This is a genomic window from Paraburkholderia sp. PAMB 6770, assembly GCF_057748135.1.
In genome coordinates this window covers 1,970,143-1,991,757 of record NZ_CM173239.1, presented here as the reverse complement: position 1 = coordinate 1,991,757, position 21,615 = coordinate 1,970,143, and the positions used below count along the sequence as shown (strand labels likewise).

20 protein-coding genes are annotated in these 21,615 nt (G+C 67.5%); 15 read left to right on the top strand and 5 right to left on the bottom strand.

From position 1 onward, the window contains the following. Window positions 1-92: 92 nt before the first annotated feature. From AC3AP7_RS26230 to AC3AP7_RS26160, 15 genes are all read left to right on the top strand, one after another. Window positions 93-1,049, top strand: a complete 957-nt coding sequence (locus AC3AP7_RS26230) for an amidohydrolase family protein (RefSeq protein WP_487363216.1) — start codon at window positions 93-95, stop codon at window positions 1,047-1,049. Continuing rightward, window positions 1,049-1,954 (top strand): amidohydrolase family protein, encoded by a 906-nt coding sequence (locus AC3AP7_RS26225; RefSeq protein ID WP_487363215.1) that lies wholly within the window; start codon window positions 1,049-1,051, stop codon window positions 1,952-1,954. Before AC3AP7_RS26230 ends, AC3AP7_RS26225 begins: the two co-directional genes overlap by 1 nt. Before the next feature lie 111 nt (window positions 1,955-2,065). Beyond that, window positions 2,066-3,469: a UbiD family decarboxylase gene (locus AC3AP7_RS26220; RefSeq protein WP_487363214.1), complete on the top strand. Its 1,404-nt coding sequence runs from the start codon at window positions 2,066-2,068 to the stop codon at window positions 3,467-3,469. Next, on the top strand, window positions 3,466-4,107 hold the full coding sequence (locus AC3AP7_RS26215) for a UbiX family flavin prenyltransferase (RefSeq protein ID WP_487363213.1): 642 nt from the start codon (window positions 3,466-3,468) through the stop codon (window positions 4,105-4,107). The genes AC3AP7_RS26220 and AC3AP7_RS26215 overlap by 4 nt, the downstream gene beginning before the upstream one ends. Next, entirely contained in the window at window positions 4,104-5,213 is a 1,110-nt protein-coding gene (locus AC3AP7_RS26210) for a CobW family GTP-binding protein (RefSeq protein WP_487363212.1), read from the top strand. The genes AC3AP7_RS26215 and AC3AP7_RS26210 overlap by 4 nt, the downstream gene beginning before the upstream one ends. A 91-nt stretch (window positions 5,214-5,304) precedes the next feature. Further along, the gene (locus AC3AP7_RS26205) at window positions 5,305-6,672 is read left to right on the top strand and encodes a nucleobase:cation symporter-2 family protein (protein ID WP_487363211.1); all 1,368 of its coding nucleotides are present in this window, start codon (window positions 5,305-5,307) and stop codon (window positions 6,670-6,672) included. A gap of 66 nt (window positions 6,673-6,738) precedes the next feature. Continuing rightward, window positions 6,739-8,073: an amidohydrolase family protein gene (locus AC3AP7_RS26200; protein WP_488324879.1), complete on the top strand. Its 1,335-nt coding sequence runs from the start codon at window positions 6,739-6,741 to the stop codon at window positions 8,071-8,073. Window positions 8,074-8,360: 287 nt separating this feature from the next. Beyond that, entirely contained in the window at window positions 8,361-10,745 is a 2,385-nt protein-coding gene (locus AC3AP7_RS26195; RefSeq protein ID WP_487363209.1) for a HAMP domain-containing protein, read from the top strand. A 47-nt stretch (window positions 10,746-10,792) separates the two neighbouring features. After that, the gene (locus tag AC3AP7_RS26190) at window positions 10,793-11,527 is read left to right on the top strand and encodes a methyl-accepting chemotaxis protein (RefSeq protein WP_487363208.1); all 735 of its coding nucleotides are present in this window, start codon (window positions 10,793-10,795) and stop codon (window positions 11,525-11,527) included. Further along, complete coding sequence (locus AC3AP7_RS26185; RefSeq protein WP_487363207.1) at window positions 11,524-12,063, top strand: hypothetical protein; 540 nt, start codon at window positions 11,524-11,526, stop codon at window positions 12,061-12,063. Before AC3AP7_RS26190 ends, AC3AP7_RS26185 begins: the two co-directional genes overlap by 4 nt. A 33-nt stretch (window positions 12,064-12,096) precedes the next feature. Next, window positions 12,097-12,462, top strand: a complete 366-nt coding sequence (locus tag AC3AP7_RS26180; RefSeq protein ID WP_487363206.1) for a response regulator — start codon at window positions 12,097-12,099, stop codon at window positions 12,460-12,462. Between the two features lie 320 nt (window positions 12,463-12,782). Next, a complete protein-coding gene (locus tag AC3AP7_RS26175) occupies window positions 12,783-13,709 on the top strand; it encodes an ABC transporter ATP-binding protein (RefSeq protein WP_487363205.1) in 927 nt (308 codons plus the stop codon). After that, a complete protein-coding gene (locus AC3AP7_RS26170) occupies window positions 13,706-14,467 on the top strand; it encodes an ABC transporter permease (RefSeq protein ID WP_487363204.1) in 762 nt (253 codons plus the stop codon). Before AC3AP7_RS26175 ends, AC3AP7_RS26170 begins: the two co-directional genes overlap by 4 nt. A 43-nt stretch (window positions 14,468-14,510) precedes the next feature. Further along, window positions 14,511-15,137 carry an MlaC/ttg2D family ABC transporter substrate-binding protein gene (locus AC3AP7_RS26165; protein WP_487363203.1) on the top strand — a complete coding sequence of 209 codons (627 nt, stop codon included), beginning with the start codon at window positions 14,511-14,513 and terminating at the stop codon, window positions 15,135-15,137. 221 nt (window positions 15,138-15,358) lie between these two features. Further along, a complete protein-coding gene (locus AC3AP7_RS26160) occupies window positions 15,359-15,784 on the top strand; it encodes a DUF3830 family protein (protein WP_487363202.1) in 426 nt (141 codons plus the stop codon). Window positions 15,785-15,885: 101 nt separating this feature from the next. Here AC3AP7_RS26160 and AC3AP7_RS26155 read toward each other — a convergent pair whose 3' ends face one another. From AC3AP7_RS26155 to gltS, 5 genes are all read right to left on the bottom strand, one after another. Next, the gene (locus AC3AP7_RS26155) at window positions 15,886-16,014 is read right to left on the bottom strand and encodes an MFS transporter small subunit (protein ID WP_487363201.1); all 129 of its coding nucleotides are present in this window, start codon (window positions 16,012-16,014) and stop codon (window positions 15,886-15,888) included. Window positions 16,015-16,024: 10 nt separating this feature from the next. Continuing rightward, the gene (locus tag AC3AP7_RS26150; RefSeq protein ID WP_487363200.1) at window positions 16,025-17,428 is read right to left on the bottom strand and encodes an L-lactate MFS transporter; all 1,404 of its coding nucleotides are present in this window, start codon (window positions 17,426-17,428) and stop codon (window positions 16,025-16,027) included. Window positions 17,429-17,984: 556 nt separating this feature from the next. Further along, a complete protein-coding gene (gene shiA / locus AC3AP7_RS26145; RefSeq protein ID WP_487363199.1) occupies window positions 17,985-19,304 on the bottom strand; it encodes a shikimate transporter in 1,320 nt (439 codons plus the stop codon). Window positions 19,305-19,571: 267 nt separating this feature from the next. Continuing rightward, window positions 19,572-20,114 carry a hypothetical protein gene (locus AC3AP7_RS26140; RefSeq protein ID WP_487363198.1) on the bottom strand — a complete coding sequence of 181 codons (543 nt, stop codon included), beginning with the start codon at window positions 20,112-20,114 and terminating at the stop codon, window positions 19,572-19,574. Between the two features lie 134 nt (window positions 20,115-20,248). Next, the gene (gene gltS / locus AC3AP7_RS26135; protein ID WP_487363197.1) at window positions 20,249-21,454 is read right to left on the bottom strand and encodes a sodium/glutamate symporter; all 1,206 of its coding nucleotides are present in this window, start codon (window positions 21,452-21,454) and stop codon (window positions 20,249-20,251) included. Between the last annotated feature and the right edge of the window lie 161 nt (window positions 21,455-21,615).

The following is a 21,615-nucleotide window of genomic DNA, read 5'->3' as shown; positions in this document are numbered from 1 at the left end:
CGGCGGACCCGCGCGAGACCGGTCCTGCCGATGCGCCTGCCCGCGATCCGACAACTGGCTCGCGCCAGTTCCCCTACCTGGAGATCGAGTACATGATCATCGACACCAGCTGTTATCCGACCAACCTGGTCGACCTCGCCTGGCGCCACGACGGCGAGCCGTTCACCGGCGAGCGCCTGATCGAGATGATGGATGGTCCCTACATCATCAACGGCAAGCCGCGCCGTATCGACAAGGCCTTCATCCAGCCGCCGCAAGGCAACACCATCTACACGTGGACCGACGGCGAACGTTCGGGGCGCGAGTCGATCGACGACTACATGGCGTACACCGTCGAGCTCACGCAGCGCTACCCGGACCGGCTGCTCGGCTGCTTCGTCTACAACCCGCGCTGCGGCGCCGCGAACGGCGCCGATGCGATCGAGTTCTACGCGAAGGAGCACGGCTTCCGGATGGTCCAGCTGCAGGCCAACATGCACGCCTACCGGCCCGACCGCGCGCTCGACTGGCTGCGCCCGGCGCTCAGGAAGTGCGCGGACCTCGGCCTGCTCGTGAAGCTGCACACCGGCGACGGCCCGTACAGCATTCCGACCGAATGGTACCCGCTGATCCGCGAGTTTCCGTCGGTCAATTTCATCATGGCGCACTTCGGCGTGCAGACGGGCGGCGTGTACTGCTTCGAGCCGTACCAGATGGCGCTCGATGCGCCGAACGTCTACTGCGAGTCGGGCTGGTGCCTGCAGTCGCGCATCGTCGAGTTCGCGAAGGAACTGCCGAAGCACAAGATTCTCTACGGCTCCGACACGCCGCCGAACGAACCCGGCATGTGGCTGCGGCTGCTCGAGGTGCTCTGCCACGAACCGCCGCAGGGCCTGAACCTCGACGAGGACACGCTCGAAGACTACCTCGGCAACAACCTCGCGCGGATGATCGGACTCGAACCGAGCCCGCCGCCGCGCAGCGTCGCCGAGGCGCAAGCCCGTCTGAACCCGTTTTCCGGCACGCGGGACGCGCGCGCCGGCCAGTCCGCCTACGCCGGAGCCCGCTGATGATCATCGATACGCACCTGCACCCGACCAACCTCGTCGACGAAGCGTGGCGTCACACCGGCGAGCCGTTTACCGGCGAGCGTCTGCTGAAGATGATGGACGGCCCCTACCTGATCAACGGCAAGCCGCGCCGCATCGACATGGGCTTCATCCAGCCGCCGCCGGGCAATACCGGCTATCGCGACGGCAACCGGCGCGGCCGCGACGGCATCCGCGACTACATGTCGTATATCGCCGAGCTCACGCAGAAGTACCCGGACCGCTTCATCGGCAACTTCACGTACAACCCGCGCTGGGGCCCGGAAAACGGCGCCGCGGAGCTGGAATTCCACGTGAAGGAGTACGGCTTCAAGATGCTGAAGCTGCACGCGAACATGCACGGCTACCGGCCCGACCGCGCGCTCGACTGGCTGCGCCCGGCGATGAAGAAGTGCGCGGAGCTCGGCGTCGTCGTGCTGATCCACACCGGCGACGGCCCGTATTCCATTCCGACGCAGTTCTATCCGATCATCCGCGAGTTCCCGATGGTGAACTTCATCATCGGTCACTTCGGGATCCAGACGGGGGGCAACTACTCGTTCGAGGCGTTCTGGATGGCGATGGATACGCCGAACGTGTACTGCGAATCGGGCTGGTGCTTCCAGTCGCGCATCGTCGAGTTTGCGCGCGAGCTGCCGCGCAGCAAGATCGTGTTCGGCACCGACTCGCCGCCGAACGAACCGGGCATGTGGCTGCGCGAGCTGGAGATGCTGTGCTCGCCCGCCCCGCAGGGGATGGAACTCGACGAGGACGGTCTGGAGGACTACATGGGCAACAACATTGCCCGGCTGGTGGGCATCGAGCCGACGAAGCCGCCGAAAGACCTCGCGGAAGCGGAACAGCGTCTGAAGTCGACTTACGTGTGAGCGCCGCGCGGGCGCCGCGCGCCGGCACACGGCGCGCGGCATCCGCGCACCGCAGGGGCCGGCCCGTCCGGCGGCCACGCCCGGAGCACGGGCTGATCCGATGGAGCCATCATGGCGTATAGCGTTTTCAGTGAAACCCAGGATTTCCACACGTTCGTCGACGCGTATCGCGCGCGTTTCGCCGACGATGTGCTGACGGTCCCGGACCCGGTGTCCGCCGATCAGGACGTGAGCGCGCTCGTGTCCGGGCTGGCCGCGCGCGGCGCGCATCCGATGCTCGTCTGCGAACGGGTGGACGGCATCGGCACGCCGCTCGTGACGAACTGCTTCGCGTCGCGCGCGCGCATTGCCCGCCTGTTCGGCGTCGCGCCCGACGCGCTGCACGACGCGTACCAGCAGCGCGCGAATGCGCCGCTCGCGCCGAAGGTCGTCGCGCACGGACCGGTGCTCGATCAGGTGTTCGAGGGCGATGCGGTCGATCTCGCGTGCCTGCCGATGATCCGCCACTTCGAGACCGATCGCGGTCCTTACGTGACCAATGCGGTGATCGTCGCCGAGGATCCGGCGAGCGGCATCGCGAATCTGAGCTATCACCGCTCGATGCGGCACGCGCGCAATGCGCTCGCCACGAGCCTGCATTCGCGCGGCCATCTGTGGCGCATGCTGCAGACCGCGAAGGCGCGCGGCGACACGCTGAAGGTCGCGATGGTGATCGGCGCGCATCCGCTGTTCATGCTGGCGGCCGCCGCGCGCGTGCCGTTCGGCTGCGACGAGCGCGCTGTGGCGGGCGGCCTGTTCGGCGAGCCGCTCGCGATCGTGCGCACGCCGCGTCATGGGATCGGCGTGCCGGCCGCGGCCGAGTTCGTGCTCGAAGGCCATATCGATCCCGATGCGCACGCGGACGAAGGACCGTTCGGCGAATTCACCGGGTACTCGTCGGACCGTTCGACGAACAACGTGCTGCGCGTGGACGCGCTGTTGCGGCGTCACGACGCGTGGCTCGTCGACGTGGTCGGCGGCCCGTATGCGGAGCATCTGACGCTCGCGCGCCTGCCGCGCGAAGCGGAGATGATCGAGAAGCTGAAAGCGCGCTTTCCCGCCGTGACCGCCGTGCACTATCCGAACTCGGGCACCCATTTTCACTGCTACGTCGCGATGACGCCGGGCCGCGACGGCGAGGCGCGCCAGGTGATGCTCGCGCTGCTCGGCTGGGATCCGTATCTGAAGAACGTCGTCGCGGTGGACAGCGACATCGACGTCAGCAGCGACGCCGAGGTGCTGTGGGCGATCGCGACGCATTTCCAGCCGCATCGCGATCTGTTCGTCGTCGACGGGCTGCCGGGCAGCGCGCTCGATCCGTCGGCGTCCGCGACCGGCACGACCTCGCGCATGGGGATCGACGCGACGCGCGGCGCGGGGTTCGACGGCGTGCGCGCGCGCATCGGCGATGCCGCGCAGCAACGTGCACGCGCCGTGCTCGCGCGGCTCGACGACAGCGCGCGAGGCCGGACATGAACGCGCGTGTCGCGGCGGGCGCGCGGCGGCTGGTGGTCGGCATCAGCGGCGCGTCGGGCTTCGTGTACGGCCAGCGGCTGCTCGAATTGCTGCGCGGGCTCGACATCGAGACGCACCTGGTGGTTTCGCGCGGCGCGCTGCTGACGATGACGCACGAAACGTCGCTGAAGCTCGCCGGGCTGAACGCGCTCGCATCGGTCACGTACCGCTGCGACGACATCGCGGCGGCCATCGCGAGCGGCTCGTTCGCGACGCTCGGGATGATCGTCGCCCCCTGCTCGATGAAGACGCTCGCCGAGATCGCGCACGGCTTGTCGTCGACGCTGCTCGCGCGCGCCGCCGACGTGACGCTCAAGGAGCGTCGCCGGCTGGTGCTGCTCGCCCGCGAAACGCCGTACACGCTGGCGCATCTGCGCAACATGGCCGCGGTCACCGAGATGGGCGCGATCGTCGCGCCGCCGGTGCCCGCTTTCTACGCACGACCCGCATCGCTCGAACAGATGGTCGATCACACGCTCGGCCGCGTGCTCGATCTGTTCGGGCTCGATACCGGCCGCGTCGCGCGCTGGGGCGAGGCGTGCGGCGTTTCCTCGCTGCAGAAGAGCAGTTCCGAGAGTACGACTGGAGAGACGACATGACGATGATCCATACGACGCACCACCACCCCGAACGCATTCCGGTCACCGTGCTGACCGGCTTTCTCGGCGCGGGGAAGACGACGCTGCTGAACTACATCCTGCGCGAGAAGCATGGCCGCAAGATCGCGGTGATCGAGAACGAATACGGCGAGATCGGGATCGACGGCGGCCTCGTGCTCGACTCGACCGAGGAAATCTACGAGATGACGAACGGCTGCATCTGCTGCGTCGGCGCGGTGCGCGAAGACCTGGTGCGCATCGTCAGGATGCTGGTCGAGCGGCCGGAGCGGCTCGATCACATCATCGTCGAGACGAGCGGTCTCGCGGATCCGTACCCGGTCGCGCAGACCTTCTTCATCGACGATCCGATCGCGCAGCGCGTGACGCTCGACGCGGTCGTGACGATGGTCGACGCGAAGCACATCGGCGCGCATCTGGACGATCTCGTGCTCGACGGCACCGACAACCAGGCGGTCGACCAGATCGTCTGCGCGGACCGCATCGTGATCAACAAGGTCGACCTCGTCACCGGTGCGCAGGTGGACGCGCTCACACAGCGCATTCGCGGGCTGAACGAAACGGCGCAGATCGTCACGTCGAGCTATGCGCAGATCGATCTCGACAGGATTCTCGGCGTGGGCGCGTCCGAGTTCGCGCAGACGCTGGTCGACGCGGACGGGCTGCTCGGCGCGGCGGCGCACGGGCATGAGCATCAGCATGAGCATGAGCATGAGACGGACCACGACGCCCATCACGCGCACGCCGGCGCTCACGATCACGACGACCATCAGCACGACCCCACGGTGTCTTCGGTCGGCATCGAGGTGGCCGCCGACATCGATCTCGACGCGCTGCAGACCTGGCTCGCCGAGCTGCGCCGCGCCGGCGCCGACGCGCTGTTCCGGATGAAGGGCATTCTCGCGGTGCACGGTCAGCCGTATCGCTACGTGCTGCAAGGGGTGCACGACATCATCGAACTGCGCGCGGCGCAGGCGTGGGGGAGCGAGCCGCGCACGAGCCGCATCGTATTCATCGGCCGCGATCTCGATCGCGCCGCGCTGACCGACCGCTTCCACGCCTGCCTTGCCGAGCCAGTGACGGCCTGACGGGCGAACCGCGCGGCGCGCGCCGCGCCGCCGGCGCACAGGCAAGCCGGCAGGCGCGTGCCGATCGACAACGAGATTCAGGAGACAGACGATGAACACTGCCGTACACCCGGTCGACCGGGTTCTGCCGAAGCGCCAGATGATCACGCTCGGTTTGCAGCACATGCTGGTCGCGTACATCGGCGCGATCGCCGTCCCACTGATCGTCGCGTCGGCGCTGAAGATGTCGCAGGCCGACACGACGATCCTGATCAGCACCGCGCTGTTCTGCTCGGGCATCTCGACGATCCTGCAGACGGTCGGCTGCTGGCGTTTCGGCGTCCGGCTGCCGATCCTGCAGGGCGTCGCGTTCAGCAGCGTCGGGCCAGTGATCGCGATTGGCACGAGCCCGGGGGTCGGTTTTGCCGGCGTGTGCGGCGCGGTGATCGGCGCGGGGCTGTTCACGATGGTGGCGGCCTCGGTCGTCGGGCGGCTGCGGCGTTTCTTTCCTCCGGTGGTGACCGGATGCATCGTGATCGTCATCGGCCTGCAACTGTTTCCGGTCGCGTATCACTGGGTCGGCGGCGGCTCCGGCGCAAAGGCCGCGGGGCACTTCGGCGGACTGGCCTATCTGGGCGTGACGCTGTTCGTCGCACTGGTGATTCTCGGGATCAACCGGTTTGCAAACGCATTCGTGCGCAACCTGGCAGTCCTGATCGGTCTGATCGCCGGCGGCGTGCTGGCCTGCGCGCTCGGCATGGGCGATTTCACGCCGGTCACGCGCGCACCGTGGTTCACGGTGCCCGTGCCGTTCCATTTCGGCACGCCGGTGTTCGCACTCGTGCCGGTGCTCACGATGATCGTCGTGATGATCGTGCAGATGGTCGAATCGATGGGCTTGTTCGTCGCGATCGGCGGCATCGCCGGCAAGGAAGTGAGCGAAGAGGAGGTGGTGAGCGGGCTGCGCGCGAACGGCCTCGCGAGTGCGATTGCCGGCATGTTCGCCGCGTTCCCGTTCATCGCGTTCATGGAGAACGTCGGTCTCGTGATCCTGACGGGCGTGCGCAGCCGCTGGGTGGTCGCGGTGAGCGGGGTGCTGATGTGCGTGGTCGCGCTGGTGCCGAAGATCGGCGCCGTGGTGGCCTCGACGCCGCCCGCGGCGCTCGGCGGTGCGGGTATCGCGATGTTCGGCGTGGTCGTGGCGGCCGGCGTGCAGACGCTCGCGAAGGTCGACTTCGACGGCAACCGCTACAACGTGCTGATCGTCGGCTTCTCGCTCGCCACCGCGCTGATTCCGGTGATGGCGCCCACGGTGTTCGGCCGGATGCCCGAGTGGACCCAGCCGTTCCTGCAAAGCGGCGTGGTGCTCGCGTGCCTCGTGTCGGTCGCGCTGAATGCGGTATTGAACGGCGTGCATGCTGCGCCGCCGTTGTCGGCGGCCACGCATCCGCTCGTCGGCGACGAGCAGCAGACGGTCTGAATCCACAAGGAGAACGCATTGAACACGCAAACCGGATCCTTGCTGATCAGGCGGCCGCTCGCGGTGATGAGCGGCCGGGAGGGCGACGACGCGCGCCTCGGGTCGGTCGACCTGCGCATCCGCGACGGACGGATCGCGGAAATCGGCCGCGATCTCGTGCCCGGCGACGGCGAGCGCGTGATCGACGCAAGCGGCTGCGTCGTCTACCCGGGCTGGGTCAACACGCACCATCATCTGTTCCAGAACCTGCTGAAAGGCGTGCCGTCGGGCCTGAACGCGGACCTGCAGGCATGGCTCGCGGCGGTGCCGTACCCGCGGCTCGCGAAGTTCGACGACGCACTGGTGCGCACCGCGGTGCGTCTCGGCCTCGCGGAGTTGCTGCTGTCGGGCGTCACGACCTGCGCGGATCACCACTACCTGTATCACCGCGACGGGTCCACGCACAGCGGCGATCTGCTGTTCGAGGAGGCCGCCTCGTTCGGGATGCGTTTCGTGCTGTGCCGCGGCGGCGCGCTGCAGTCGGCGGGGGATCATCCGGGTTTCGCGAGCGGTGCGCTGCTGCCGGAGACGCTCGACCAGATGCTCGCCGACATCGAGCGGCTCAAGTCGCGCTATCACGACGCGGGCGCGGCATCGATGCGGCGCGTGGTGGTGGCGCCGACCACGCCGACCTTTTCGCTACCGCCCGCGCTGCTGCCCGAGCTCGCGCGCGCGGCGCGCGGGATGGGCCTGCGCCTGCACACGCATCTGTCGGAGACGATGCGTTACGTGGATTTCTGCCGTGAGCGCTTCGGCAAGCTGCCGGTCGAGTTCGTCGCCGATCACGAATGGCTCGGCCCCGACGTCTGGTTCGCCCATCTCGTGCATCTGCAGCCGGGCGAGATCGCGTTGCTCGCACAAAGCGGCAGCGGCTGCGCGCATTGCCCGGCGAGCAACGCGCGGCTCGGCAGCGGCATTGCGCCGGCTCCGCAGATGGCGCAGGCGGGCGTGCCGATGTCGCTTGCCGTGGACGGCGTCGCGTCGAACGAATCCGGCAGCATGAGCCACGAGGCGCATTTCGCGTGGCTCGTGCACCGTGCCGCGCAGGGTGCGGACGCGACGAGCGTCGAGCAGACGATCCATTGGGGCAGCGCCGGCGGCGCGCGCGTGCTGGGTCTCGCCGGCGTGGGCACGCTCGAAGCCGGCAAGGCGGCCGACCTCGTCGTCTACGATCTGAACGCGCTGCGCTTCGGCGGCTTTCACGATCCGGCGGTGGCGCCGGTGGTCGCGGGCGAGCCGGTGCGCGTGCGCTACAGCATCGTGAACGGACGCGTGGTGGTCGACGACGGCGTCATTCCCGGCCTCGATCTCGAACGCTTGCGCCGCGACGCGCGTCAGGGGGTGCGGGCGCTGCTCGACTGAGCGGGCACAAAACGATAACGGCCATCGGTAACGGCGGCGCGCGGCGGAACTTGAGCAACATTTCGCCGCGCCGCGCATATTTTCCGAACGCGCACGAATGCGCGTCTATCCCCGTCGTTCAGAGCAACGGCGAGCAGCGGCGCGGCCCACGGATCCGCGCATGGTCATCTGCAGGTCACATTCTTCCCACGATAATCGTGACGCTCGTCACAGCGGCTCACGCAATCAACAAGATCGGGCCGCGTGCTCCACACCAGGGTGCGCACAGCTTACGGGGAATTGCCTTCATGACCATTCGTCATCGCATCATCTTGCTGGTCCTTCTGATGTTCGCGGCCCTGTCCGCGATCGGCATCTATGCGGTTTATCAGACCTCGCGCAGCGCCGTCGAGGTGAAAACCGTGACGCAGGGCGTGGTGCCGAGTGCGCTCGCCTCGTCCGATCTCGTGGCCGAGGTGAAGGACGTCCAGCTCGCCGTCATGACGCTCGTCTACTCGCCCGACGGCAACCTCGTTGCCCAGGCGCGCGACGAGCTGAAAGCGAAGGAAGCGGCGCTGAAGCAGGCGCTCGCGCTGCAGGCGCGCGATGCCGCGAGCCACGCGCAGACCGGACTGGTCGCGCAGGCCGACGAAAGCCTCGGCAACTATTTCGCCGCGATCGACGAAACCGCGAAGATGAAGGCGGCCGGCAAGGACGCGCTCGCGCAGGCCTATCTGTTCGCCGACGTCGCCGAATACCGCGACGAGCTCGAAGGTATCGTCGAGACGCTGCGCATCGAGAAGAATCGCGAAAAGGATGCGGCCATTGCCGCGCTCAACGGCACGCTGTCGACCACGACGACCGCGATCGGCATCGTGACCGCATTGACGGTGCTGGTGCTGGCCGCGATCGGCGTGCTGCTGTATCGCCAGATCACGCGTCCGCTCACGCGCATGCAGTCGATGATGAGCGAGATCGCCGCGAGTCAGGACTTCACGCGGCGCGTGCCGGTGGGCCGCCTCGACGAAATCGGCCGCTCGATCGTCGCCTTCAACGAGATGATCGCGAAGATCGAGGAGAGCGCGCTGCAGCTCAGGCAGAAGACCGCCGACATCCAGGCGATGCTGCAGAACATGCAGCAGGGCATCCTCACCGTGCTCGACGGCGGCGTCATTCACGCCGAGTACTCGGCGTATCTCGAAGCGATCTTCGAGACCCGCGAGATAGCGGGCCAGGACCTGATGGCGCTGGTGTTCGCGCAGGCGGACCTGAGCGCGGACGTGCGCGCCCAGATCGACGCGGCGGTGCACGCGTGCCTTGGCGAGGATGCGATCAACTTCGCGTTCAACGAGCATCTGCTGATCGGCGAGATCGAACGGCGCATGCCGGACGGACGCGTGAAGATTCTCGACCTGAACTGGTCAGCGATTACCGACGACCACGACACGATCGTGCGTTTGATGCTGTGCGTGCGCGACGTGACCGAGTTGCGCAAGCTCGCGGCCGAAGCGGGCGAGCAGAAGCGCCAGCTTGAAATGATCGGCGAGATACTCGCGGTCAGCGAAGAGAAGTTCCACCGCTTCATCGAGAGCGCGACCGGCTTCGTCAGCGAAAACGAACGGATCATTCGCCAGCATTCGGAGGCCGATCGCGAAGCGATCGCGCGGCTGTTCCGCAACATGCACACGATCAAGGGCAACGCGCGCACCTATAACCTGCAATACCTGACCGGCGTCGTGCACGAGACGGAGCAGCGCTATCACGCGTTGCGCGAGGCGGCGGAAGACGTCGAATGGGATCAGGACACGCTGATGCAGGAGCTGGCGCGCGTGCGCGCCGCGCTGGACAGCTATGCAACGATCAACGAGGTGAGCCTCGGCCGCAAGGGTAGCATGCCGCGCGACGCCGCCGAGCAGTATCTGAGGGTCGACATCGCGCACATCCAGGAGAGCCTGCGCCTGCTTGAAGCGGCGAAGGGCGACGATCTGCAGGCGCTGCAGGCAATGCGCGACACCGTGCGCCAGACCTTGCGCGTGCTCGGCACCGCGAGCATCGGCGAGGCGCTGGCGGGGGTGCTCGGCTCGCTGCCGTCGCTCGCTCGCGAACTGGGCAAGGACGCGCCCGCCGTGCGCATCGACGACAACGGCTACCGCGTGCGCGGCGAAGCGGCGAGCACGCTGAATCACGTATTCATGCATCTGCTGCGCAACTCGGTCGATCACGGCCTGGAGGCGGCCGACGCGCGCGTCGCGCAGGGCAAGCCGCCGGCGGGCACGATCGGCATCGAGGTCGGCGTCGACAGCGGTGCGCTGGAGATCACGCTCGGCGACGACGGGCGCGGACTCGCGCTGCAGCGGATTCGCGGTGTCGCGATCGACAAGGGGCTGATCGATGCCGATGCGGTGCTGAGCGACGAGCAGATCGCGGAACTGATTTTCCGGCCCGGCTTTTCGACGGCCGATGCGGTGACCGAGGTGTCGGGCCGCGGCGTCGGCATGGATGCGGTGCGCGACTTCCTCGCGCGCGCGCAGGGCGGCATCGCGCTGCGCTTCACCGATACGCACGTGGGCGCGGCGTTCCGCTCGTTCGAGACGATCGTCAGCCTGCCGGCGCACCTCGCGGTCGACACCGTCGGTCTGCCGTTGCGCGCGCATGCGGGCGGCGATGCGTCACGCGGCGCGCTGGTCGCCTGAGCGCGCGACGTGCGCAATGTTCAATTGATTGCCGGCAAGGAAAAGCAGTGATTCAACCGTATCTGTGGGCGGCGCTGGCGGGCGGCGCGGCGAGCGCGTGTGGCGCGCTGGGTGTGCTGCGGTTCGCGCACGCGAGGACACAACGGCGCGCGCGCACCGACGCGGGTCGCCATGAAGCGGCGCTCGCGCAGGCCGAGGCGCGCGTGGATGCGCTGGGTGCGCAGCACCTGGAGGAAAGGGAGCGATTCGAAGCGATGCTGGGCGCGCTGCGCGACGAACTCGATGCGCAGACCCGGCATGCCGTTCAGGCGCACGATGCGCTGCAGGCCGCGCGCGACGACAAGGTTCAGTGGGAGCGCCAGGCGAACCGGATCGCGAGCGAAGCGTCGCGGCTGAAAGGGCTCGCGGCCACGTTCGAACGCTGGCACGAGCAGATGATCTCGCTGATGACCCAAAACCAGGACATGCATACGAAGAATCACGAACTGTCGTCGATCGTGCGGCACGTGGTGATCGTGTCGCTGAACGCGTCGATCGAAGCGGCGCGCGCCGGCTCGGCGGGGCGCGGTTTCGCGGTCGTCGCGAGCGAGGTGCGTGCGCTCGCTGCGCGCTCCGAGGAACTGTCGCGCAGCTATCGCGACAGCCTGCATCGCAACGATCTCACGACTACCGCGACGTTTCAGGACATTCAGGCCGGCGGCAAGATGCTGGCGGCGTCGCTTGCCAGCGTCGAGACGCTCGCGAGCCAGTTCGAGGCGGCACTGCAGCAGGCGGCGCCGTGATCGGTCCGCATGCACGGGAAGGCTTCGAGCGGATTCTGTTCCACGCGCTGCGCACGCGTCTTGCCGCGCGGCCGGACGACACGTGCGAGATCACTCGGGCTGGCGAGGCGCGCGTGCCCGGCGCGCCGCACACGCACCTCGCGGTGCTGACCCTCTCCGGGCTGGCGTTCAGGCTGCTGCTGATCCTGCACTTCGGCGAGGACGAACGCACGGTGCGCCATTACGTGCGCGACGACGGGCCACGTGCGTTTCGCGAAGTGTTTCTGGAGATCAGCAACCTGTGCTGCGGCGCGCTCAACCAGTCGCTGCAACAGCATTTCCCGGATCTCGGGATGTCCACGCCGTATCTGCTGAGCGCGAAGTGTGCATCGTATCTGGCTGCGCTGAAGCCGGATCTGCTCGCGACGTATGCGGTGACGCTCGCCGACGGCGTGACGCTGGGCGCGACGCTGTGCGTGTGCGCGCATGCACCGCTCGATTTCGTCGCGCAGATCGACGACGTGCCCGAGACAAGCGGCGAACTCGAACTGTTTTGAACGACTCAACACGGACGAACATCAAGGACGAACATGGCAAAAATTCTGGTGGTGGACGATTCGAGCACGGTGCGCGACGAGGTGGCGGGCTTCCTGCGCAAGAACGGCCTCGACGTGGACACGGCGGTGGACGGCAAGGACGGGCTCGCGAAGCTGCGCGGCAGCCCCGGCGTGCGGCTCGTGATCAGCGACGTCAACATGCCGAACATGGACGGGCTGACGATGGTCGAGAAGATCCGCGGCGAACTGGGCAACAGCGCGGTGAACGTGATCATGCTCACGACCGAGAGCAGCCCGGCGATGAAGGAGCGCGGCAAGGCGGCCGGCGTGAAGGGCTGGATCGTGAAGCCGTTTCGCGGCGAGGCGGTGCTGGAGACGTTCCGCAAGCTCGCGGGCTGAGCCGGGCGGATTTCCCCACGCCCCCGGGCGGGGCCGCGCCGCGTGGCCGCCCCGGCGCCGGGCGGTGTAAGGCGGGCGAGCGGCAGGTGCGCGGCAGGTGCGCGGCGGCCGCACCGCCGCCCGCGGCGATGCGCGACACATGCGGCGCCGGGGGGGGCCACGCGGCGCGACGTGAAGTGAAGTGAGCGGGCGCAGGCAGATTGTCGGCACGATCGGCCACTTTCGGCTACATTGCGGAAGTTGTCGTTGCCTCTGCAACGAAGCGCCGGGCCTGCGCCCGGCCCGTTCGATCCATGCTCGCGCCTGTTTTTACTTCATCCATGACGCCCATCGTCACCGTCAAGAATCTGTCCAAAACCTATGCGTCCGGCTTTCAGGCGCTGAAGAACGTCAACCTGACGATCGAGCGCGGCGAGATTTTCGCGCTGCTCGGTCCTAACGGCGCCGGCAAGACCACGCTGATCAGCATCATCTGCGGGATCGTGAAGCCGAGCGAAGGCACGGTGAGCGTCGACGGCCACGATATCGGCAGCGGCTACCGCGCCGCGCGCTCGCTGATCGGCCTCGTGCCGCAGGAACTCACCACCGACGCGTTCGAGACCGTGTGGGCCACCGTGTCGTTCAGCCGCGGCCTGTTCGGCAAGCCGCCGGATCCCGCGTGGATCGAGAAGGTGTTGCGCGACCTCTCGCTATGGGACAAGCGCAACAACAAGATCATGACGCTGTCGGGCGGCATGAAGCGCCGCGTGCTGATCGCCAAGGCGCTGTCGCACGAGCCGCGCGTGCTGTTCCTCGACGAACCGACCGCGGGCGTCGACGTCGAATTGCGGCGCGACATGTGGGCGCTCGTGCGCGCGCTGAGCGAAAGCGGCGTGACGATCATCCTCACGACGCACTACATCGACGAGGCCGAGGAAATGGCCGCGCGCATCGGCGTGATCAACGGCGGCGAGATCATGCTGGTCGAGCGCAAAGAGGAACTGATGCGCCAGCTCGGCAAGAAGCAGCTCACGCTGCAGCTGGAGCAGCCGGTCGCGGCGCTGCCGCCGGCGCTCGACGCGTACCGGCTCACGCTGTCGGCCGACGGCAGCGAACTGACCTATACGTATGATGCGCAGCGCGAGCATAACAGCGTCGTCACGCTGCTGAAGGGGCTGGAGGATGCCGGCGTGCGCTTTCGCGATCTGCAGACCACGCAGAGTTCGCTCGAAGACATTTTCGTGAGTCTGGTGGGAGGCCGGCAATGAATCTGCACGCAATCCGCGCGATCTACCGGTTCGAAATGGCGCGCACGTGGCGCACGCTGATGCAGAGCATCATCGCGCCGGTGATCTCCACGTCGCTGTATTTCGTCGTGTTCGGTTCCGCGATCGGCTCGCGCATCCGCGAGGTCGGCGGCGTGAGCTACGGCGCGTTCATCGTGCCGGGGCTGATCATGTTGTCGCTGCTGTCGCAGAGCATTTCGAACGCATCGTTCGGCATCTACTTTCCGCGCTTCACAGGGACGATCTACGAACTGCTGTCCGCACCGGTGTCCTATCTGGAGATCGTCGTGAGTTACGTGGGCGCGGCGGCGACGAAGTCGATCCTGCTCGGCCTCATCATCCTCGCGACGTCGGGGCTGTTCGTGCCGATCCAGATCCAGCATCCGCTGTGGATGGTGCTGTTTCTCGTGCTCACGGCCGTGACCTTCAGCCTGCTCGGGTTCATCATCGGCATCTGGGCCGACAGCTTCGAGAAGCTCCAGCTGGTGCCGCTCCTGATCATCACGCCGCTCACCTTTCTCGGCGGCAGCTTCTATACGGTGAACATGCTGCCGCCGCTCTGGAAGATCGTCACGCTGTTCAATCCGATCGTCTACCTAGTGAGCGGATTCCGCTGGAGCTTTTATGGCCTCGCCGACGTGAACGTCGGCGTGAGTCTCGGGATGACGGCGCTCTTTCTCGCCGTGTTTCTCGTGATCATCGCGTGGATCTTCAGGACCGGCTACCGGCTCAAGTCGTGAACGCACGCCTGCCGAAGCGCATGCCGCACGCGCGCCGCATCCGATGAAAATGCTTTTGCTGCGCGTATTGATGGCCCTCCTCGCGGCGGCGAGTTCGGTCGCGCACGCGCGCATCGACGACCAGTCGGGGCCGCAGGCGCTGATCCGCAGCGCGACGGGGCAGGTGCTCGACGAAATCCGGCACGAGGCTATCGCGCCGGACGATTCCGCACGCGTGATCGACATCGTGAACCGCGACATCCTGCCTTACGTTGACTTCGACTATACGACCCGGCTCGCGCTCGGCCGCTACTGGCGCGAAGCGACGCCGGCCCAGCGGCAGGCACTGGTGGTGCAGTTCCGTACGCTGCTGATCCGTCTTTATGCGGGCGCGCTCGCGCAACTGCGTCCCGACCAGCGGATCGAATACCCGCCGCAGCACGTCGCGCCCTCGGCCACCGATGCGCTCGTGCGCACGGTGGCGCTGACCCGTTCGCAGCCGGTCGAGATCGACTATCGGCTGCGCAAGACCGCGCAGGGCTGGCGCGTGTACGATCTGAACGTGCTGGGCGCGTGGCTCGTGCAGACCTATCGCGAGCAGTTCGGCGAACAGATTGGGCAATCCGGTCTCGACGGGCTGATCCGCACGCTGACCGAACGGAATCAGGCGCTGGCCGCGCCGCGGCCCTGACGCGCCGCACGAACGGGTGTCTTGTGCCGTAGCGGGCGGCGCCCGGCGTGTGAAGCGGCCGGCGCGCGCCCGGCACGGCGCGGACCCGGAGCAGCGGCCGGGCGTGCCCGCGAACTGGCCCGACCGGCCGCGCCGCAACTGTTACTGTCGGCGCCGCGCAAGCGGCGCGACAATGGGCGCCGACCGGCCACCCCTTTCACGCATTCTGTGGACAGACGCTCATGACCCGACTTCGCATTACCGCCTGCGGCCATTCGTTCGTGGCCGACACGCATCCCGACGCGCCGCATACCGTGGCTGCTTTCCTGAAGCTGCTGCCGTACCGGCAAAAGCTGATTCACGTGCGCTGGAGCGGCGAAGGCTGCTGGGTGCCGCTCGGCGATTTCCGGCTCGAACACGACGGCCAGGCGGTCGGCTTCGAAAATCATACGAGTCATCCGTCGGTGGGCGACATCCTGTTCTATCCGGGCGGCTACAGCGAAACGGAGCTCATCCTCGCGTATGGCGCGTGCTGCTTCGCGAGCAAGCTGGGGCAGCTCGCCGGCAATCATTTCCTGACGATCGTCGAAGGCAAGGAGCATCTGCGTGCGCTCGGCACGCGCGTGCTGTGGGAAGGGGCGCAGGAGGTGCTGTTCGAACTCGCGTAGCGGGCGGCCGCCCGGCCGCCGTGTCGCGAGAGCGGCGGGCGTGAGCGCGCCGCCGCGGCCGCCCGTCGCGCGCGGGCGGCGACGGGCGGCCCTGGCGGCGTCTAGCCGAACAGCTTGACCGCTTGCCGCAGCGTATTGATGACGCCCCACGCGAGCGGAATCAGCACATACAGCCAGAAAACCGCAAGCGCGACAGGCGAGGTGCGATGTACCGACGGGCTTTCATTCATTTCGGTTTCCTCATTGTTCGGATTTCAGCTGCGCGTCGCTCATGAAGTGCGCGTCGTCGACACGCCGCACCAGCAGGTTGCAGATGAAACCCACCACGAGCAGCACCACCATGATATGAACGGTCATCGTGTACGCGTCGGCCTTCGCGACGCCGTGCGCGACTTCGTACGCGCGGATGTAGTTCACCAGCACCGGGCCCGCGACGCCGGCCGCGGCCCAGGCCGTGAGCAGCCGGCCGTGGATGCCGCCGACGAACGCCGTGCCGAACATGTCGGCCAGATACGCGGGCACGGTCGCAAAGCCGCCGCCGTACATCGACAGGATCACGCAGAACGCGAGCACGAAGAGTGCGATCTGCCCCGCGCCGGCGAAGCCCGGCACGAGGTAGTAGAGCACCGCGCCCAGCACGAAGAAGATCGAGTAGGTATTCTTGCGGCCCACCCAGTCCGACGCTGAAGCCCATACGAAGCGTCCGCCCATGTTGAACAGCGACAGCAGCCCAACGAAGCCGGCGGCGGCTCCCGCGCTCACCGTGTTCCTGAAGCTCTCCTGGATCATCACGGAGGCCTGGCCGATGATGCCGATCCCCGCTGTCACGTTCAGGAACAGCACGAGCCAGATCAGGTAGAACTGTGGCGTCTTCAGCGCTTCGTCGATGTGCACGTGCGCGCGCGTGATCATCTTCTTCGCGCTCGTGTCAGGGGGCGTCCAGCCTGCGGGCTTCCAGTCGGGCGCGGGCACGCGGATCAGCAGCGCGCCGATCGACATCGAGATGAAGTACGCGATGCCGAGCACGACGAACGTCTCGGCGACGCCGACGCTCGTCGCGCTGCGGAAGTGGTTCATCAGCGCCACCGACGCCGGCGCGGCGATCATCGCGCCGCCGCCGAAGCCCATGATCGCCATGCCGGTCGCCATGCCGCGCCGGTCCGGGAACCAGCGGATCAGCGTCGACACCGGCGACACATAGCCGAGGCCGAGCCCGATCCCGCCGATCACGCCGTAGCCGAGGTACAGCAGCACGATCTGATGCAGCCAGACGCCGATCGCCGACACGATGAAACCGCCGCCGAAGCAGCATGCCGCGGTAAACATCGTGCGGCGCGGGCCGACGTGTTCGAGCCACTTGCCGGCAAACGCCGCGGACAGGCCGAGGAACACGATCGCCAGCGAGAAGATCCAGCCGAGCGTCGTGAGCTTCCAGTCGCCGGGCGCCGATTGCGTGATGCCGATCACCTTCGTGAGCGGGCCGTTGAACACCGAGAACGCGTATGCCTGGCCGATGCACAGGTGCACGGCAAGCGCGGCGGGCGGCACCATCCAGCGCGAGAAACCGGGCTTGGCGATGGTGGCCTGTTTGGAAAAGAAAGGCGCGGAGCCGCTGCTGCCGCGCGGCTCGCTGATTGTACTCATGGTCGGTCTCCTGACACAGGTCTTGTCCTGGGGGGGCTGCCACACTACAGAACCGCGTCATGCACGCGCGTCGCCGTTATAGGTCGTCGGTCTTCATATTGAACGAACGAGCGTGCAAAAAGACGTCGGCGACTGAACGATAGGTGGTGCGCGACGCGTTGGCAATATGAGATAGGACTGCATAAGGGACAGGCCTGACACGATGCGCCCGCAAGGCAGGATCGAAACGATCGGAAGCGCAGCGGGGGAGGGGGCGGCCTGGACGGCGGGGCGGGTGGGAGCCCCCGGAAGCCAGAGGAGCCACGGAAGCCACGGAAGCCACGGAAGCCACGGAAGCCACGGAGGCCACGGAGGCCACGGGAGCCACAGAAGCCACGGCTTCCGGCCGGTATGGGGCCGCTATCCCGGCGCGATCGGGCTGCGATTGCAATCACCGCGCAGTGCGGCTGCAACGCGCTTGAAGCGCGGTTCGCCGTCCGTCCGGCATTGGCTCCAGGCGCGGCGTGGGGTGCGTCGCGAGCGCGGCGGCCCGCGATGCGGGCGCCGCGCGGCGGGATCAGGCGACGGTCCGGCCGGTTTTCATCCGTGCGGCGACGACGAGCGACAGCAGGCAGCCGATTCCGAGGTAGGCCGCCACCGGATGCCACGATCCGCCGGCGGCGCTCACCAGCGCGACCGCGATGAACGGCGTGAACCCGCCGCCCACCACGCTCGCGACCTGGTAGCCGACCCCCGCGCCGCTGTAGCGGTACGCCGTGCCGAACAGTTCGGTGAACATCGGCTGCTGGACGCTCACGACCATGTCGTGTGCAACGTTGGCGAGCATCACCGCGAAGAACACGATCCAGATCGTTGCGCGTGCATCGAGTGCGACGAAGAACGGCACCGCGCTCAGCATCCCGACGAGCGCCCCGGTCATGTAGACGTTGCGGCGGCCGAAGCGGTCGGCGGCGAGCGCGAACAGCGGAATGGTCACGCAACTCACCGCGCCGACCAGAAAACCGATCGTGAGAAAGAAACTGCGCGGCATGCCGAGGTTCGCGGTCGAGTAGTTGAGCGCGAACGCGGTGACGATGTACATCGTGAACAGCTCCGCAAGGCGCAGCGCGATGATCAGCAGGAACGCCTTCGGATTCTGCAGCAGCGCCTCGACGATCGGCAGGCGGCGTTTCTCCGCCCGGTGCCCGGCGACCCTGTCGGTGAACTCCTTCGACTCCTGCATGCTGGTGCGGATCCACAGTCCGATCAGCACCAGTACGACGCTGAACAGGAACGGCAGACGCCAGCCCCATGCGAGAAACGCGGCATTGTCCATCAGATGGCTGATCAGCGACACGAGTCCGGTGGCGAGCACGAGGCCCACGCCGTAGCCGACCTGCACGCCGCAGCTGTAGAACGCCTTGCGCTTTTCCGGCGCGCTTTCGACGGCCATCAGCGCCGCGCCGCCCCATTCTCCGCCGACCGCGAAGCCCTGGATCGCGCGCAGCGTGACGAGCGCGAGCGGCGCCCACCAGCCGATCCGCGCAAACGACGGCAGCAGGCCGATCGCCGCGGTCGACAGGCCCATCATCATCACGGTGAGGACCAGCATGCGTTTGCGTCCCAGCCGGTCGCCGTAGTGACCGAAGACGAAGCCGCCGAGCGGACGGAACAGGAAGCCCACGCCGAAGGTGGCGAACGCGGCGAGCGTGCCCATCGCCGGGCTGACGTTCGGAAAGAACTGCGAGTTGAACACGAGCGCGGCGATGATGCCGTACAGCAGAAAGTCGTACCAGTCGACGACAGCGCCGACGAAGCTGCCCAGCGCGGCCTTGCGGGCCGCCTGTGCGTTGAGTCCGGCGCCGACGGGCGCCGCGGTCGTGACTGCCGGGGTCATGGTCTGTCTCCTGTGTCTTGGGCTGCAGGCGCCGCGTGCCGGGGGAGGTGGCCGCCAGGCGCGCATCGTGGGCTGCAGGGTTCCCCGAAGGATAGGGGCGACGCGGGGCTTCGACAATCCGTGTCCCGCCCCGGTTGCGCGATTAGCGCACGAAAGTGCGCGCATAGCGCGCGTTTTCCGCGTTAACACCGAGTCGCTGCGAGGCCGTGCCGAGGGGCCGGGACGCGCGCCGGGGACGCGGGGCCGGGCGTCCGGTTGACGGAGCGCTCAGTTGACCGAGCGGAGGAAGGCGGGGTCGCGGATCAGCGCTTCGACACTCAGCGAGACCGTATCTTCGAGTGCGTCGTTTGCGTTGGTGAACGTCGGGCGCCTGAGCCTGACCGTCTGGGTGGACGCATAGACGAGCCGCCCGGTCGCGGTGTCGTGCACCGTGTAGTGCGTCCTGAGCGTCCAGACGGCCGGCGAGCGGATGTCGCTGACCGAGAAGTGCTCGATGCGGCCGGCCAGCGCGCGCGCGGGGTTGTCGAGCTGGAAGCCGCGCAGACGCAGGGCGCGTGCGACCGCGTCACGCACCGCCTCGTTGATGTCCTCCTTCAGCACGATGCTGCTCATCGCCGTGTTCTCGATGCGGTTCGGCGAAATCCTGCCGTCGCGCGCGGCCAGGTAGACGAACATCCGCGCGGGTGCGACGCTCAGCGACCCGCCGGCGGCCATCGGCGCGGACGGATGCAGGAAGCCGAACCACGAACAGGCGGACAGTTGCAGCACGGCCGCGGCGGTGCCGCAGCGTTTGAGGAGGGCGAATTTCACGTGTGCGGACGGCTTCGGGGAGGGAGCCGCATGCGCGGCGTGCCGCCGCGCATGCGGGCAAAAGCGCGAGTGTGCGGCACAAACCATTCCGTGTATACGGGCAATCTCGCGTGCGGGCGCGCGGCCGGCGCGGTTCAGTGGAACAGCGGCAGCGCGAGAAAGCCCTTGATCACGATTGCGTTGGCGATGTCGATGAAGAACGCGCCGACCATCGGCACGACGAGAAAGGCGACATGCGAATGCCCGAAGCGGTTCGTGACGGCCTGCATGTTGGCAATCGCGGTGGGCGTCGCGCCCAGCCCGAACCCGCAATGGCCGGACGCGAGGACGACGGCGTCGTAGTTGCGGCCCATCACGCGAAACGTGACGAAGATCGTGTACAGCAGGATCAGCAGGGTCTGCGCGGCAAGCAATGAGATGACGGGCAGCGCGAGCGTGGCGAGGTCCCAGAGGCGCAGCGTCATCAGCGCCATCGCGAGAAAGAGCGCGAGGCTCACGTTGCCGAGCAGCGCCACCGCATGCGAGGCGACCGGTTTGCCGAGCGCCTTCAGGCCATTGCTCAGCAGCACGCCGACGAACAGCACGCAGACGAACGCCGGCAACTCGAACGTCGTGCCCGCGAGCAGGCCGGCGATCGCGTTGCCGGCCGCGAGGCTGATTGCGATCAGCGACAGCGTGGCGATGAATGCGGCGGGCGTGGTCGGCTGCTCGGCCTTCGGCTCTTCGAATGCGTGGCCTACTTCGTCGGCGGTGTTTGCCGCGGGCGGCGCGCCGTGCGGCGCGATGCGGCGCATCAGCACGCGCGCGACCGGGCCGCCGAGAATGCCGCCCATCACGAGACCGAACGTTGCACAGGCGATCGCCGCCTCGGTGGCGGACTGCAGGCCGTAATGCTCGGTGAACACCTTGCTCCAGGCCGCGCCGGTGCCGTGCCCGCCCGACAGCGTGATCGAGCCGCCCAGCAGTCCGAACAGCGGATCGATGCCGAGCAGCCGCGCGAGGCCGATGCCGACCGCGTCCTGCAGCACCAGCAGGCCGACCACCACGCCGAGAAAGCGCACCAGCACGAGGCCGCCGCGCCGCAGGCTGGCGAGATCGGCGTTCAGACCGATGGTGGCGAAGAACGCGAGCATCAGCGGCGTCTGCAGCGCGGCGTCGAAGCGGACTTCGACATGGCCGGCCATGCGCACGACCAGCAGCACGAGCGCCGCGACGAGTCCGCCCGCGACCGGCTCGGGGATGGTGTAGGCGCGCAGCAGTCCGATGCGCGCGACGAGCTGGTTGCCCAGCAGCAGCACCAGCGATGCGATGACGAGGGTGCCGTAGGTATCGATTTTCATGGGTCACCTCAGGATGCCGGATGCGTGCGGCGGCATGTCGCCGCCGCCTCGCAAACCCGATGGCGTAGTGAAGCCGATGGGTTGCGCCGTGTGATGTCGCTGTCCGCAGGCATGCGGCAGTCCTGTCCATCTTGACCATTAGTCCGCCGCCGCGCAAGGGG